17 protein-coding genes are annotated in these 14,168 nt (G+C 38.5%); 10 read left to right on the top strand and 7 right to left on the bottom strand.

Annotated features, from left to right (window positions below; genetic code table 11):
• Positions 1-55 precede the first annotated feature (55 nt).
• A complete protein-coding gene (locus AC0L4E_RS13315; protein ID WP_473679573.1) occupies positions 56-1,246 on the bottom strand; it encodes a UDP-N-acetylglucosamine 4,6-dehydratase in 1,191 nt (396 codons plus the stop codon).
• Positions 1,247-1,563: 317 nt separating this feature from the next.
• Between AC0L4E_RS13315 and AC0L4E_RS13310 the strand changes: the two genes are divergently transcribed.
• The 3 genes from AC0L4E_RS13310 to AC0L4E_RS13300 are packed head-to-tail and all read left to right on the top strand — an operon-like array spanning position 1,564 to position 3,966.
• Positions 1,564-2,208, top strand: coding sequence for an acetyltransferase (locus tag AC0L4E_RS13310; RefSeq protein WP_473679572.1), 645 nt, complete (start codon positions 1,564-1,566; stop codon positions 2,206-2,208).
• Between the two features lie 10 nt (positions 2,209-2,218).
• A complete protein-coding gene (locus tag AC0L4E_RS13305; protein WP_473679571.1) occupies positions 2,219-3,280 on the top strand; it encodes a nucleotidyltransferase family protein in 1,062 nt (353 codons plus the stop codon).
• On the top strand, positions 3,277-3,966 hold the full coding sequence (locus AC0L4E_RS13300) for an acylneuraminate cytidylyltransferase family protein (protein WP_473679570.1): 690 nt from the start codon (positions 3,277-3,279) through the stop codon (positions 3,964-3,966). The genes AC0L4E_RS13305 and AC0L4E_RS13300 overlap by 4 nt, the downstream gene beginning before the upstream one ends.
• A 90-nt stretch (positions 3,967-4,056) precedes the next feature.
• Here the strand turns inward: AC0L4E_RS13300 and AC0L4E_RS13295 are convergent, their stop codons facing one another.
• The 3 genes from AC0L4E_RS13295 to AC0L4E_RS13285 are packed head-to-tail and all read right to left on the bottom strand — an operon-like array spanning position 4,057 to position 6,834.
• Positions 4,057-4,305: a hypothetical protein gene (locus tag AC0L4E_RS13295; protein WP_473679569.1), complete on the bottom strand. Its 249-nt coding sequence runs from the start codon at positions 4,303-4,305 to the stop codon at positions 4,057-4,059.
• The gene (locus AC0L4E_RS13290; protein WP_473679568.1) at positions 4,295-5,602 is read right to left on the bottom strand and encodes a motility associated factor glycosyltransferase family protein; all 1,308 of its coding nucleotides are present in this window, start codon (positions 5,600-5,602) and stop codon (positions 4,295-4,297) included. The genes AC0L4E_RS13295 and AC0L4E_RS13290 overlap by 11 nt, the downstream gene beginning before the upstream one ends.
• Positions 5,603-5,652: 50 nt before the next feature.
• A complete protein-coding gene (locus AC0L4E_RS13285) occupies positions 5,653-6,834 on the bottom strand; it encodes a flagellar assembly protein T N-terminal domain-containing protein (protein ID WP_473679567.1) in 1,182 nt (393 codons plus the stop codon).
• Positions 6,835-7,122: 288 nt separating this feature from the next.
• Between AC0L4E_RS13285 and AC0L4E_RS13280 the strand changes: the two genes are divergently transcribed.
• Together AC0L4E_RS13280 and AC0L4E_RS13275 are read left to right on the top strand one after the other, a co-directional pair.
• Positions 7,123-7,833, top strand: coding sequence for a FlgO family outer membrane protein (locus AC0L4E_RS13280; protein ID WP_473679566.1), 711 nt, complete (start codon positions 7,123-7,125; stop codon positions 7,831-7,833).
• A complete protein-coding gene (locus AC0L4E_RS13275; protein ID WP_473679565.1) occupies positions 7,830-8,288 on the top strand; it encodes an LPP20 family lipoprotein in 459 nt (152 codons plus the stop codon). The genes AC0L4E_RS13280 and AC0L4E_RS13275 overlap by 4 nt, the downstream gene beginning before the upstream one ends.
• 207 nt (positions 8,289-8,495) lie before the next feature.
• Here AC0L4E_RS13275 and AC0L4E_RS13270 read toward each other — a convergent pair whose 3' ends face one another.
• From AC0L4E_RS13270 to flgA, 3 genes are all read right to left on the bottom strand, one after another.
• Positions 8,496-8,921 (bottom strand): flagella synthesis protein FlgN, encoded by a 426-nt coding sequence (locus AC0L4E_RS13270; protein WP_473679564.1) that lies wholly within the window; start codon positions 8,919-8,921, stop codon positions 8,496-8,498.
• 65 nt (positions 8,922-8,986) lie between these two features.
• Entirely contained in the window at positions 8,987-9,316 is a 330-nt protein-coding gene (gene flgM / locus AC0L4E_RS13265) for a flagellar biosynthesis anti-sigma factor FlgM (protein ID WP_473679563.1), read from the bottom strand.
• Between the two features lie 72 nt (positions 9,317-9,388).
• The gene (flgA, locus tag AC0L4E_RS13260; RefSeq protein ID WP_473679562.1) at positions 9,389-10,111 is read right to left on the bottom strand and encodes a flagellar basal body P-ring formation chaperone FlgA; all 723 of its coding nucleotides are present in this window, start codon (positions 10,109-10,111) and stop codon (positions 9,389-9,391) included.
• Positions 10,112-10,430: 319 nt separating this feature from the next.
• On the opposite strand from flgA, the gene AC0L4E_RS13255 reads away from it, so the two are divergent.
• The 5 genes from AC0L4E_RS13255 (at position 10,431) to flgD (ending at position 14,112) form a co-directional block, all read left to right on the top strand.
• Positions 10,431-11,351: a chemotaxis protein CheV gene (locus AC0L4E_RS13255; protein ID WP_473679561.1), complete on the top strand. Its 921-nt coding sequence runs from the start codon at positions 10,431-10,433 to the stop codon at positions 11,349-11,351.
• 165 nt (positions 11,352-11,516) lie between these two features.
• Positions 11,517-12,350, top strand: coding sequence for a CheR family methyltransferase (locus AC0L4E_RS13250; protein ID WP_473679560.1), 834 nt, complete (start codon positions 11,517-11,519; stop codon positions 12,348-12,350).
• A 149-nt stretch (positions 12,351-12,499) separates the two neighbouring features.
• Positions 12,500-12,898, top strand: a complete 399-nt coding sequence (gene flgB, locus AC0L4E_RS13245; RefSeq protein WP_473679559.1) for a flagellar basal body rod protein FlgB — start codon at positions 12,500-12,502, stop codon at positions 12,896-12,898.
• 2 nt (positions 12,899-12,900) lie between these two features.
• Complete coding sequence (flgC, locus tag AC0L4E_RS13240; RefSeq protein ID WP_473679558.1) at positions 12,901-13,317, top strand: flagellar basal body rod protein FlgC; 417 nt, start codon at positions 12,901-12,903, stop codon at positions 13,315-13,317.
• 24 nt (positions 13,318-13,341) lie between these two features.
• Positions 13,342-14,112: a flagellar hook assembly protein FlgD gene (gene flgD, locus AC0L4E_RS13235; protein ID WP_473679557.1), complete on the top strand. Its 771-nt coding sequence runs from the start codon at positions 13,342-13,344 to the stop codon at positions 14,110-14,112.
• The last annotated feature ends 56 nt before the right edge of the window (positions 14,113-14,168 follow it).

Genomic DNA, 14,168 nt, shown 5'->3' with positions numbered 1-14,168 from the left:
AATCGCTATGTTAAGGATGAACTATGTTGAGTTACAAATGGCATTATTGATTTTATTACATTTTACTGTCGAGGTATTTTCCTGCTTCTTTGTGTGCAAAGTCTGGCAGCATAGTAAAAAACAGATCCACAATATCTTTTTTATTCCATTGTAAGTCCTGCTTCATTTTTCCGACTGTTTGCTCGAATAAATCCAGTAATTCAGGTTGGTAATCTGGCTTGCTTTTGATTATTCCTAGATTTTCAAATCGCTTCATATCTAATGTTTCTGCATCAGTATAAAACTCCTCAAAATCTTTCTCTCCAGTGGTATCACTGCTTGTAAAGTAACAAGGCCACTTTCCTTGTTGTGGAATAACTTTCACTAAATCACGGGCTTCATCTTCACTAGAGCAAAGGTGAGTTTCAAATCCTTGCAGCTTGATATATTTTTCTGCTATTTCCGCAAATGAAAGTAGGTGAAGTGACTCACTAAGCTTTGGAAAGAAGATATCTCTATTAGCGCCTAACAGGCATGACATTAAACACAGTTCGCCAGATTCCTGCGGAGTAACAAAATATCGCTTTATATCATTAGGGGCGACAATGGGCTGCTTTTTCTGAATGCGTTGGTTGAAACCATGTAAAAGAGAACCATCGGAGAAAGCCACATTTGCAAATCGAGCCGTAGAAATAGCAATTTGTTCACTTTTACGGGTTAAGAACATTTCCATTATTCGTTTTGATGCTCCCATCATGTTGACTGGGTTTGCTGCTTTATCTGTGGAGACACAAAAATACTTTTTGACACCATTATCTATTGATTGTTGTATCGTTTTTTCAGTGTTGAAAATATTGACATCAATCATCCGCATTAATGTGAATGGATCTTTTTCACTGCGAACATGCTTTAGGGCTGATAAATTTAAAACATAGTCATATTGCCCATCAGATTTAATGAAAGCATCGTATTCAATTGAGCCAATATCTAATGCAAATGTTTGAAAGTCTCCAGCGATGTAGCCTAACGAACTGCGGATATCTCTAACTAACTCAACCATGTTATTTTCACTGATATCAACAACGTGTAGCTTAAGAGGTTGGCGTTTAAAAATCTCTTTAGTTACAGCTTGGCCAATTGAGCCAGCCCCTCCAAGGACGAGAAATCTAGAACTTTCTACTATTTGGTTTAGTTGCTTTGCATGAGCCTTGATATCAAATTCAAATAAAGCTTTTTCTCGACCAATTAGTGGCAAAATACTACTCATTGATTGCTATCCTTGAGTTGGTTGTTATCGCTAGTTTATGAGCTTATTGAGTTTAAATCTTACAATCTTAAACACTTAAGATAAAGTTTAGTCATGACTTTAGTGATTCATTGTATAAAATTGAGTGTTGGGATGAATACTAGGCTAAAGGTTTCAGTGCTTTTTTAAGCAGAGGCTTCTGATCAACTGTCAATATTTATAGGCATGGAATTTGCTTTGGTTAATAACAGCGTCAGATTAACTAAAGTTATTCCCAATTAATTTATGTGGATATCTAATTGCGTATTGAATTAAACGGTAATAAGGAAATTAGACTTTTGGAAAGACATAACCATAAACCTGTCATTATCATCGGTGGTGGCGGCCATGCGAGTGTTTTAGTGGATATTTTACTTTCACAAAACAGAAGTATTATCGCCGTTTTTTGTCCTGACGAAATTTTGAATCAGTCTGTTTTTTCGGGGATCACGCAATATAAAAATGACGAAGATATTTTGACGTTTCAAGCTGAAGATGTCGTGCTCGTCAATGGTATTGGAATGTTGCCAAAGTCAGATTTAAGGTTGAAAACGACTCAAAAATTCCTTGCTAACGGTTATGAGTTTGAAACCGTTATAGCAAATGGCGCTTGTGTGTCTAACTATGCTCAAATTGAACAAGGCGCTCAAATTTTTACTGGCGCTGTTGTTCAAACAGGGGCATGTGTAGGCGCGCATAGCATCATCAATACCAATGCTACCATCGAACATGATTGTAAGGTTGGACAAAATAGCCATGTGGCACCGGGGGCTATTTTATGTGGTCAGGTTAATGCTGGTCATGGTGTTTTTATCGGGGCGGGTGCGACGGTAATTCAAAATATTCAGATAGGTGACGAAAGTGTTGTAGGTGCAAGCGCGTTACTGCGACATGATTTAAATTCGAATCAGGTTTATTACCCTAATAAAGCAGTTATCAACTAAAGGTATCAAGATGGATCTTCAATGGAAAAATGTACTGATACAATCTGACGCATCGATTTTAGATGCCTTAAAAATAATTGATGCAGAAGGGCTACAAATTGGTCTCGTTGTCGATCAGGAGCTAACCCTACTGGGTGTTGTCACTGACGGAGATATTCGAAGAGGAATACTAAGTAACATTGCTTTAGATGCCTCAGTCTTGGATATTATGAAAAAGTCGCCAATAGTTGCATCTGTCGAAACGCCTAGAGAAGAACTAATTCGAACGATGGAGCGAAGTCGTATCTTAGCTATCCCTTTGTTAAAGGGGAGTCGCGTAGTCGGTTTAGAGACACTTCATCAGTTATTTGAAAGCAAAAAATATAAAAACCCAGTATTTATTATGGCTGGAGGGTTTGGTACTCGCCTGAAACCAATGACAGATTCATGCCCCAAACCAATGCTGAAAATTGGCGGGAAACCAATTCTAGAAACAATTTTAAATCGGTTTATTAAGGCTGGGTTTACTAACTTCTATATTTCTACTCATTACATGCCAGAACAAATTCAAAGCTACTTTGGTGATGGTTCTAATTTAGGTATAAAGATTAATTATATACATGAAGATACGCCCTTAGGTACAGGTGGAAGCTTAGGTCTTCTTCCAAAAGATTTGCCTAAAGACTTACCTTTAATCATGATGAATGGAGACGTGTTAACTAAAGTCGATTTTACTCGATTATTGAAGTTTCATGAACAGCATAAAGCCAATGCCACTATGTGTGTCAGAGAGTACGACTATCAAATTCCATATGGTGTGATTGAAGGTGAGGGGAATTTAATTACTAGCATGGTGGAAAAGCCCGTTCAGCGCTTTTTTGTTAACGCTGGTATCTATATTGTTTCGCCTGAAATTGTAGCGTCAGTACCTGAAAATCATCGCATAGACATGCCGGTTTTACTTGAACAACATATGGATTTAGGTAAGCAGGTATTAATGTTTCCAATACATGAATACTGGTTAGATATTGGGAGATTAGATGACTTTAATCGTGCTCAAGCCGATATCCATACGTTAGGGGTTTTGAATTGATTGATAATAAGAGAGTTGTCGCTATTATTCCTGCTAGAGGTGGTAGTAAGAGGTTACCCCGTAAAAATATTTTACCATTTTCAGGGAAGCCGCTTATTGCTTGGACTATATGCTCAGCAACTCAATCAGGTTATATCGATCAGGTCGTAGTTAGTACCGATGACGAAGAGATTGCCTCGATTGCTAATCAATATAAAGAAAACATTTCTAGCCAAAGGCCCGAGAAACTTGCGTCAGACTCCGCGACTACTGAATCGGTCATACTTCATGAATTAACGAAACTAGATATTCAAGCTGATATTGTTTTGATTTTACAGCCTACCTCTCCATTAAGAGACTCCGCTCATATTGATGCTGCCTTGGAGTTGTTTATTAATAAAAAAGCTTATTCCGTTGTATCGGTCACTGAATGCGAACATTCACCTTTGTGGGCAAACACGCTTCCCGATGATGCGTCTATGGAAAATTTTATTAAGCCAAGTGCATTAAAAAGAGCACAGGATCTAGAGTGCTTTTATCGGTTGAATGGGGCTATTTATATATATGATGCCGAGACAATAAGATTAGAACAAAGCCTTCAATATAAGAGTGACAGTTTTGCCTATCACATGGACAAAAAGTCATCTGTTGATATCGATGACATCGATGATTTTGAGTTAGCGGAATATTATGCATCACGCAGGTGATGTGTGATGACTGAATCAAGAGTAATGGCTTGAATACTCATTCAAGTCATTGAAAATCATTTCTAAATCGACTTATCAATCTACATACACTTATAAGAATGACGTAAGTTCATATTCTAGGATATCGGCTAAACCTAACCAGTCATGCCTTTGTTGGGCATCTAACATTTGTGGTACTAGAGCAAGAATTGATTGTTTGTTTTCATGCTTTTCAATTATAGGTATTAAATAGTCCAGACCCAATTTCAGAAGATGAGATCCCTCTACTTCTTTGCCTAATCTAAATTCACTACTCGCTTTTTGAAAGTTAAGAATAAGTTCTTGGTTATTAGTGAGCATATTCTTCATGTCCCTTAAACGTTGTACCTAAAATTGCAGCTGAATTTAATGATGTTTGATAAAACTTGACTGTTTTTTTATTATTTCTAATAAATATCTCTAAGCTTCGAAGGTAAGAGCGAAATCCAAGGTGTGTTGGATTCTTATTTCCTAAACCGTTAAATACCCAATGAGTTGCAGTGTTGGCTGCAGGACCAAGGTGGCCATCATCCCATTGAGCATGGGTTTTATTACCAGGATAGGAAAAGTCGCAACCAAATAAACTTATTTGTTGGCAACCTAGATGCACAGCGAGATCGATTGCTGGATGAATAACACTGCCATTAGTAAATAAGCGAGTTTTTGGTATCTTTTGATTTAATTCATCGTAATTAACACTCGAACTGTAAGCGTTATACTTATTGCCTTTCCATGATTCTATTAACGTATTAGATGTAGAAGGAAAATAGACTAATGTAATTGATTCTGGAATTGGCTCGTGTAAGTGCTTTTTAGTGATAACCTTATCGATAGTGACTAGAATATCAGGAACAATATCGTTTGTTAGTAGAGGGCTTAATGCAGTATCAACAGCGATGATCAAGGGTCTCTTGTCTTCTGGTTTTTGTCGTTGTTTTCTTAAAAATGAGTAATGCTCTTCAAGAGTTGGCCCAGTCGCTATAACAAACACTTCTTTTTGCTTGAATACCTTTTTTAGTTCAACAACATCAGCGTCTCTATTTAATGCTTTTAAATTTGATTCTATTCTTTTTTCAAATTCGGGATCGGTAGTTTGATGTTTTTTATTGGCAAATTCTCGGTTATTTTCGTAAACCAATAAATCTCTTATTACAGCGTTTTCATCACTGGCAAGTTGTAAGTCTGGAGTTATCGCAAGATAATTAGTTGCTATGGCTTGTTGGTCTTTAATCGTCAATAATTGAACTTTAGGATGGCTTAACCATTCAGTTTGATCAGTGTAACTTAGCAATAAACTTAATAAGGCAAGATTTAAGGGCACAACAGATATTGACTCTAATTCCTCATTATCAATTAGAACGCTGGGAACATCTCCCATACCAAGGCCATATACAGTGACTTGTTTAGTGCTGGTTGCTATCTGACTTATGATTAAGTTTGCTTCAGCAAGCCGGTCATATCGGCTGCTGAGCTGAACACCGTCAACACTTATTGTTTGTTGCGCCGCAGATACCAGTTGTGCATCAAAATTGGTTATATTTTGCTTTATTAATGAATCGGCTATTTCAGGCCAGCGCTGTTTGATTACGCTATTATTTAATTCAAATAATTCTGTCATCTGGTTCTCAATCTAAGGCTGTACAGCTCAAATACATTCGACATTAACGTTTAAATCTTTATCACAATATCTTGAACTTGGATATTGCCCGTGCCTTCAACGCCTTCTAACACCGCGGTGGCACTTTCTTCTGATACTTGCTCAATAGTCACTGTAGCACGGTTTTTTGTCGCGACAGCGCGCATTAAGTTGACTCTATCAGGGATATTTTGCTGCAAAACGATTTGGAAATTATCGCCCATTTTGACGTTATTTTTACGGCCTAAGTTGATAATGATTCTGTTGCCTTGTTTCGCCACAATTTGCCCAAGTAGCGGGCGGCAATTAAGCAAGTTATCAATATCCTGTGTGCTTTGTTGTAGCAATTGGTTCATTGCTTGTCCGTATTCAGAACCCCAGAACCGCTGTGTTGATGGTGACACGGTTTCATCTCGGTCAAATTCCCATACAGCCATTGCTGAGTAATCTCTGCTCCAGACTTTTTCACCGCTGATACCATGGAACAAAGTAAAGCGTAAATTGATTTGACGCTCAGGATAATTGCTCCATAGGCCGAACATTGAGCTTTGATACGGCTCAGTGGAAATGTCTAACACTTCAGGTTGCAATATATATTGGCTATCGGTGATCTCTCCTAGCCAACTTGGGATCCTATTACCTTTGAAGTTAATAAGTTCGTTTCTATGGTCGAGTTTTTCCTCTGAATGCATGTGAGCAAAACTATATTCTGATAACCCATTAATCACTGAACCGTATTGTTGAGATAGAGCTTGCTCAAACTTAGCAAGTTGGCCGTAGCGTAATTGCGAGCGGTCACGCATGGTCGCTTGCGGGATCATTACCGCTGCTTTGAGTTGTTGGCTATGGCATTGTTGAGCCACTTTTTGTGACTGCAGGTTAAGCCTTAATAAAACGGTAATATCTGCTTTGGTAACTATTTCAGATACCAGTTCAATATTGTTGGCTTCGCCCATTCTTTGAATGTGAAATGCGTCTTGAGTCAGGTTGCCTTGATTGATGGTTTGCTGGCTATTGAAATTCACCCCAGCTTTTAAGCTGGCATAGTTAAGTGCCTGATTGATTGCCGCTTCACGGGCTTTATCGATATTCCCGTCAATGATTTTTGCTTGGCCTGATACTTCAACTTGTTGTGCCAAAGCTAAGCTACTAGCACTACTTGAAAGTATTGCTAGTAAGAAGAAAACGAATAATTTAAGGCTTAAATTTGGCATGTTCATTTCACTTTTGACAAATCAGTACAATTGCAGTGCCAACTAAATGACTTTTGGGCACTGTTTTTATTAATGTCTGAAATAAAGCAAAAACTGTGCCTGTTATTACCAAACTTGTTTTGTCAGCTCTGATTAATTTATCGCTCATTCTTGGTAAAGTTTTTAAGTAACCTGCCGATAAGTTTGAATAGAATGTGATTTTGATCACTTGGTATAAATTCAATAATGTTTCTATCGTTGAATTTGAAAACTGACTTCATTCAAATGCAACTGATTTAAGGGAAGGCTATGCGATCACTGATATTAATCCCCATTGCTTTAATGGTGGTTGCTTGTGCTAATAAAGAGCCAGCAGCTCCAGGTGAGCTGTCTTATGCCGTGCAGCCTACAGATACTAACTATTGGTTTGCATCAGAGCCAGAGGTTGAGTCAAAAAAAGAGCTTTACTATGACATCGAAAAAGTGGGTTTAGCCCCTAAATCTCAAATCAATATTCTTGCTGAAAAAATAGTGAATGAGTTGGTTTTACAAAATGATAGTTTGCGCTCAGATCAACCTTTGTTAGTCACTACCCCTGTAAAAGTGGGCGAGTTTAGTCAAACCGATGCATTAGGTTTACAGCTTCAACAGGGTTTTGTTGCTGCGTTTCACGCGCATGAATTTAACCTTGTGGATATGAACGTAGCTAATGCCATAAGAGCCACTGAACAAGGTGAATTTATTCTTAGCCGTGACTGGAAATTATTACCTTCTGATTTACCGGTTTCTCATGTAGTGGTCTCGACAATGGATACCACTACTCAGGGATTAGTCCTAAACGCTAGGATTGTTAATGTGACCAACAATCGTGTTGTATCGGCAGTGCAGACTTTCGTGCATCTAGCGAGCTTACCGGGGTTTTTATCACCATCCAATAAAGTTACTTCGCAAAATGGTCTGTTATTTCGTAATGAGCAATCGGGATTAGGTAAGGTTGCAGTATTAGGTGAACAATTATGAAAAAACTAGTAATTACAATGATGTCGGTTGTGGCACTATCTTTAGGCGGCTGTGCGAGTAGCGATAAATACGTGCAATGGGAAACTGAAGCGCCTGAGCAGTTCCCGACGTTAACCGCTATTGGTTATGCACCTCTAAAGACTCAACCGGCAAAAGATCAATCTCATAAAGTGTTAATGGCAATGCAAGCCTCTAAAATTGCTGCTTATCGTGAATTGGCTGAGCAAGTTTATGGCCAACAAATTGATGCAAATAGTCAAATGAGTGATTGGCTATTAAATAGCGAAACCGTTTCAGCTAATGTATCTGGCATGATTAAAGGCGCTAAGGTGGTTAAAAGTTATCCTGCTGGCGATATGTACGTGACTGAATTGGAGTTAGATTTCGCTCAAGTATGGGATCTTTATCAGCAAGCTAATCGACCAAGAAAGATTAAAGAAGTGACTTACTTTTAGTCGTATTATTAAGCTAGTTAGTGTTTGGTATGTGGACTCAAAGATATAAAATAAAGCCGCTGATAAGCGGCTTTTTTGTATCTATAGTGTTAATGAAACCAGTAAGTTGGTTGCAAGGCTATCACTAAACCTAATCTTAAAATCTATTCTTAAAAACCTAAATTTAAAACCTTTGATTTAATTCTAGGCTAACATCTGAGTCCATACCTAAGCTTTTAGGTTAGAGCCTAATGAAGAGATAGTTGAAGTATGGCCTTTATCATTATAAGTCAGGCTGGTGGCATTACGGCTCATTTGCATTGCTTGAGAGAAACGATTCAGGCTGGCAATATTAAGTTCGATGAGGCTGGCATTCTGATTATTGATGTCTTTGCATTGCTCTAAAATGACCTTGGCTTCTTCTACCTTTTGAACTAAGACAGCATCAGTACTGAGCAATTCTTTGTCTGGGTGATTGGCAAGTTTCTGGTCATTTTGTTGTAAATTATTAAGGCAGGTGATTTTTTCTCGAGCCAAGGCTAATAGAGTATCAGCGTCTTGGTCTGTTAATGCTTGTTTTTCTGCAGATACGAGTTTTTTCAGCGACGACAAGGTGCCGTGCTGAAAAGATAACAGCTGTAGTAATTCGTTCATAAGTTACTCTTTATAAAATCCACATTACTGGTGTAATGCTTAATTAGCCAAGAGTCATTATGATATTACTCTTGGTCGAAATTTAGTCCGCTCATGTCAGCTTCAAAACTTGCAATGTTAGCAGCGAGCTTTTCTGGGTCAACTTTGTATCGACCTTCTGAAATCGCTGTTTTAATTGCATCAACTTTGCTTTGATCAATTTCTGGTAACGATGCCATTTTGCTCTGAGCTCCTTGCAGCTGTTGCGCTTGCGAGGTGATGCTGACCGAATCAGTTTTCACAGCTGCTTTATCACTGCTTGGTGTTTCTGCAGTATTAGTCGCAGCACTTGAGTTACGATTAGTGCGTAACTGAGTGTGTGAAGCTGTTTTTAGATTGTTAATATCAATTGCCATGTAAGGCTCCAGCGTAATTTATGGTATTCCTAACAGGGTATCGGCCTTGCTGGAAAGAACTTTAGGATTATTTTACATCCTAACTTCAACTTCTCCAACACCTGTGACAATAACATCTAATCTTCTGTTTGAATTAGAGTTTTTGACTCTGATAGTATCTCCCAGGTTACCATCTCGCAGTGCTTCTCCTGCTGTTTTTATTTCAAAGCTACTTGTTTTTGCGTATATCGATACCGAATCGCCTTTACAGACAAAACATAGGTTATTATTAAGTAATGGTGCTTTTGCTGCGACTCGCCTTTTTGAACGCGTGCCAATAATGTCTGATATACCTGAGAAAAATTGACCTCGAATACTGTGTTGATCAACATAGTTGATTTCAATGGTGTCGTCAGTGATGAGCTCGCCTTTTTCGATAATACCTTTGGCGGTAACAACTGGGTAGAGCACCTCAACTTTTACAGATAAATACATTTGCCAAGGGTAATCGTACTCTGGACTTATACAGCTAATTTTGACGGTATTGGTACGGTTAATGGGTCGGTCACTGGCCATTTCTACCTGAATGGGTGGATAACAAGAAGGCGGGCTAAGCCTTCCTTCTAATCGTTGCGGCAAAATGTTTATTTTGGCATTGCTATTAAATGAAGGCGAGTCAGCAATTTTTTTTGCGACTGTCTCTTTAGCTAATGCGGTGATGGTCGATAAAGAATAGGTGATAGTACTGTCTTCACTGGCTAACGCCGGTAAAGGTGGGAACAGTATGATTAGTAACAATAGAATGTTTTTCTTCATATTTTGTTTCTAGCGAGTGGAGCCAGATGACCTCTACACATAAGATTAACGGTTTAAATCCGTTGATTTAAAAAGATTCGTATTGAACTCATTAATAGGTTAACTACAAGTCAGAAGTTTGACTTTTTCAGCTAAGAATATTGCTTTTTACTGATATTGTTTTAATTAAAGCAATAATTATGCCTATTAAGGTAAAGCTGAACATATAGTGGCAAAATCGAATTTAGCGTGTGTTACAATTTGATGGTAATTGATTTACTGTCGCTCTAAATCTAAGAAAAACGCCCATAAGGGTTGTACAAATAAACAAGGCAGGGTTATGTCGAGTATTCTTGAATCAGTCAATAAACGTACCCAACTCGTTGGCCAAAACCGACTTGAGTTGTTACTTTTTAAATTGAATGGCCGTCAACGTTTTGGTATTAACGTTTTTAAAGTAAAAGAAGTTTTACAGTGTCCGCCATTGACGACATTACCGCGTCTTAGCCCTATGATAAAAGGCATTGCTCATATACGTGGTTCGACTATTTCTGTGATTGATTTGAGTGCGGCAACGGGTGGCCGCCCATTAACGTCGACAGAAAACTGTTTCATCATTATTGCCGAGTATAACCGCAGTATCCAAGGCTTCTTGGTCAGTTCAGTTGAGCGAATCATCAATATGAATTGGGAGTCCATTATGCCGCCGCCACAAGGTGCAGGGCGTAACTCATATTTGACGGCGGTGACAGAAATTGAAGGTGAATTGGTAGAGATTTTGGATGTTGAAAAAATCTTAGATGAAATATCACCGGTTAAAACTCAAATAAGTAAAGAGGCTGATGAAGCGTTAACTATTGATCGTGAACAGCATTATCATATTATGGTCATTGACGATTCAGCGGTCGCGAGAAAACAAATTATACGCTCTCTTGAGTCATTGAATTTGCAAATCGATACAGCGATTGATGGTAAAGATGCCCTTGAAAAGCTCAAAGCCATTGCAACTGAAATGGATAATGTTGCTGACGAGATCCCATTAATTATTTCAGATATTGAAATGCCAGAAATGGATGGTTACACGTTGACCGCTGAAATACGTGATGATCCTAAACTTAAAGACATAAAAGTGGTATTGCACACCTCTTTAAGTGGAGTTTTCAACCAAGCCATGGTCGAGAAAGTAGGGGCTAATGATTTTATCGCAAAATTTAACCCAGATGAATTAGCATCTGCTGTGAATAAACACTTAATTTTATAAGCATTGTGGCAATAGTCTGTCTATTATTATATGCAGAGACAGTATATACAGAGGCAGACTTAGGTTTATTATGCCTTTTCGATAGGTTAAACAAGTTAAATAGTTAAGTGACCGGTTCACACTGAGATAGCCATAAGGGTAATCTCTTTATAATAGGGTGTAAATGTGACTAATAAATCACTCGCTGAAGCAGAATATAATCAGTTTAAGCTCTTTTTAGAGCAGCACAGCGGCATTGTATTAGGTGACAATAAACAATATTTAGTAAGAAGTCGTTTAGCACCTTTAATGGGGAAGTATGATCTTCCTTCATTATCTGAAGTGGTTAAACGTTCGATGAAGCCAACAGAAAGGCAATTAAGAGCAGAAGTTATTGATGCGATGACCACAAACGAGACATTGTGGTTCAGAGATAAATATCCTTTTGAATTGCTTCATAATACCCTATTGCCAGAATATAGCCGTTTAGGCCGTCCATTAAAGATTTGGTCAGCGGCTTGTTCATCAGGGCAAGAACCCTATTCTTTAGCAATGACTATTCTTGAATATCAGCAACGAAAGCCTGGTGCTTTACCTGGTGGTGCAACAATCCAAGCTACCGATTTATCACCGTCTATGCTTGACCGCTGTAAAAATGCGGAATATGACAGTTTAGCTTTGGCGCGAGGCTTGTCTCCAGAACGTAAACGACAGTTCTTTGATCCATTACCATCAGGCAATATGAAGGTTAAAGATAATGTTAAGCGTTTAGTGAATTTTAGAGCCCATAATTTGCTAGAGAGTTATAGCTTACTTGGCAAATACGACATTATTTTCTGCCGTAATGTACTGATTTATTTTGCCCCCGAGGCAAAAGCTAAAATACTGCGGCAATTTGCTGCCGCTCTAAACCCAAACGGCATATTATTTTTAGGGGCGTCAGAATCTATTTCAGGCTTAACTGATGAATTTAATATGGTTCGATGTAATCCAGGTATTTACTACCAAAAGAAAAAATAATATCAAGGCATTGTAATTAAAGGTTTTTTAGCTATTTAAATGCCAGCGTTCGCTGGCATTTTCTTTTTTATAATTTGTTTCAACTTTTCTTTTATATTGTGGCATAGCCTTTGCTTTATTCATCACAGTTAGCTGATGGAGGCAATTTTATGGCGATTAATTTTGAAAATGGTTTGGGGATACATCAATACTCGTTGGGCATACGCGCTCAAAGGGCTGAAGTGCTATCTAGTAACATTGCCAATTCAAATACGCCTGGCTATAAAGCGCGTGATGTGGATTTCGCATCAGCGATGAATAGCGCACGCTCACATCAGCAAGGGTTGCAGATGAGTCAAACAACTGACAAGCACTTTGATTTAAAGGCTCTTAGCCAAGAGCATGTTAAGTTTCGCGTACCGAATCAACCTGATACAGGTGATGGCAACACTGTTGACTCTCAGCAAGAACAAGCCGCTTTCATGCAAAATTCATTAGAATATCAAATGTCTTTGGGATTCCTTGAAAGTAAGTTTACTGGCATGCGTAAAGCGATTAGAGGTGATTAATCATGAGTCTATTTAATATTTTTGATGTGTCAGGTTCGGGCATGTCAGCTCAATCAGTGAGACTTAATACTACGGCAAGTAACATAGCCAATGCTGACTCAGTCTCTAGTAGTGTTGAGCAAACGTATAAATCACGTCACCCAATTTTTGAAGCTGAATTGGCTAAAGCAACAAGTCAGCAGAATAGTTCTCACAGTGTTAGCGTTAAAGGCATTGTTGAAAGTGATAAGCCGTTATTAAAGGAATTCTCTCCTGATCATCCGATGGCTGATGGTGATGGTTTTATCTATAAACCTAATGTGAATGTGATGGAAGAAATGGCAGATATGATTTCTGCTTCTCGTTCATACCAAATGAATGTTCAAGTGGCTGATGCGGCAAAGTCAATGCTGCAACAAACGCTTCGTATGGGTAAGTAATATGAATTTTGTTGGAGGTAACAGATGAGCCTCGTTAATCCTTACAGTAGTCAAAGTTTGCCGCAAACCCAGTCAGCTAGCACTACGGGTATTGCTTCGAATACCACGCAAACTGAAACGAGTAATAATGCTTATTTAGACAGTGTTCAGCATGCTGCGGCTGCTGAAACGCCTGAACCCAATAGCCAAGAACTGACTCAAGCTGATTTCTTTGCATTGTTAAGTCAGCAACTGTCGATGCAAGATCCATTTAAACCCGTTGAAAACGATCAAATGATTTCTCAAATGGCGTCTTTTTCTACTGTTGATGGTATTGCAAAGTTAAATGAAGAAATTCTAAACCTAAGTAACTTAACCAGTTCAAGTCAGGCTTTACAAGCGTCAGGGCTTGTTGGTCAGAAAGTACTGATTCCATCTGATACCGGCCATATCTCTACTGATAGCCCTGAAGTGAAAGGGGTGATCAGTACGCCAACACCGATTGATAGCATTACGGTCAATATTGAAGATGAAAGTGGTCAAGTGATCAGAACATTTGAAGTTGATGGTTCTGCTGGCGGTAACGTTGATGTTGCTTGGGATGGCCTTGATAAAAATGGTGAACCAGTGCCAGAAGGTAACTATGCCATTAAAGCTAACGGCAAAGTAGATGGTAAATCTGAAGATTTAGCAGTGTCTACTTATGCACACGTGACCAGTGTTTCATTAGGTAATTCGACGACTGGCGCAATATTAAATCTTCGCGGTATTGGTGGTATTCAATTATCTGATGTACTCGCAGTTGCTGAAAGTTAATTTGCGGCAAGCAAGATATCGGCAAGCTTAAAAACTAAATTACGATAATTGCCAGA

The sequence above is a fragment of the Shewanella sp. GJ50-10 genome, from assembly GCF_055808815.1.
This window is presented reverse-complemented; position numbering and strand designations above follow the sequence as displayed.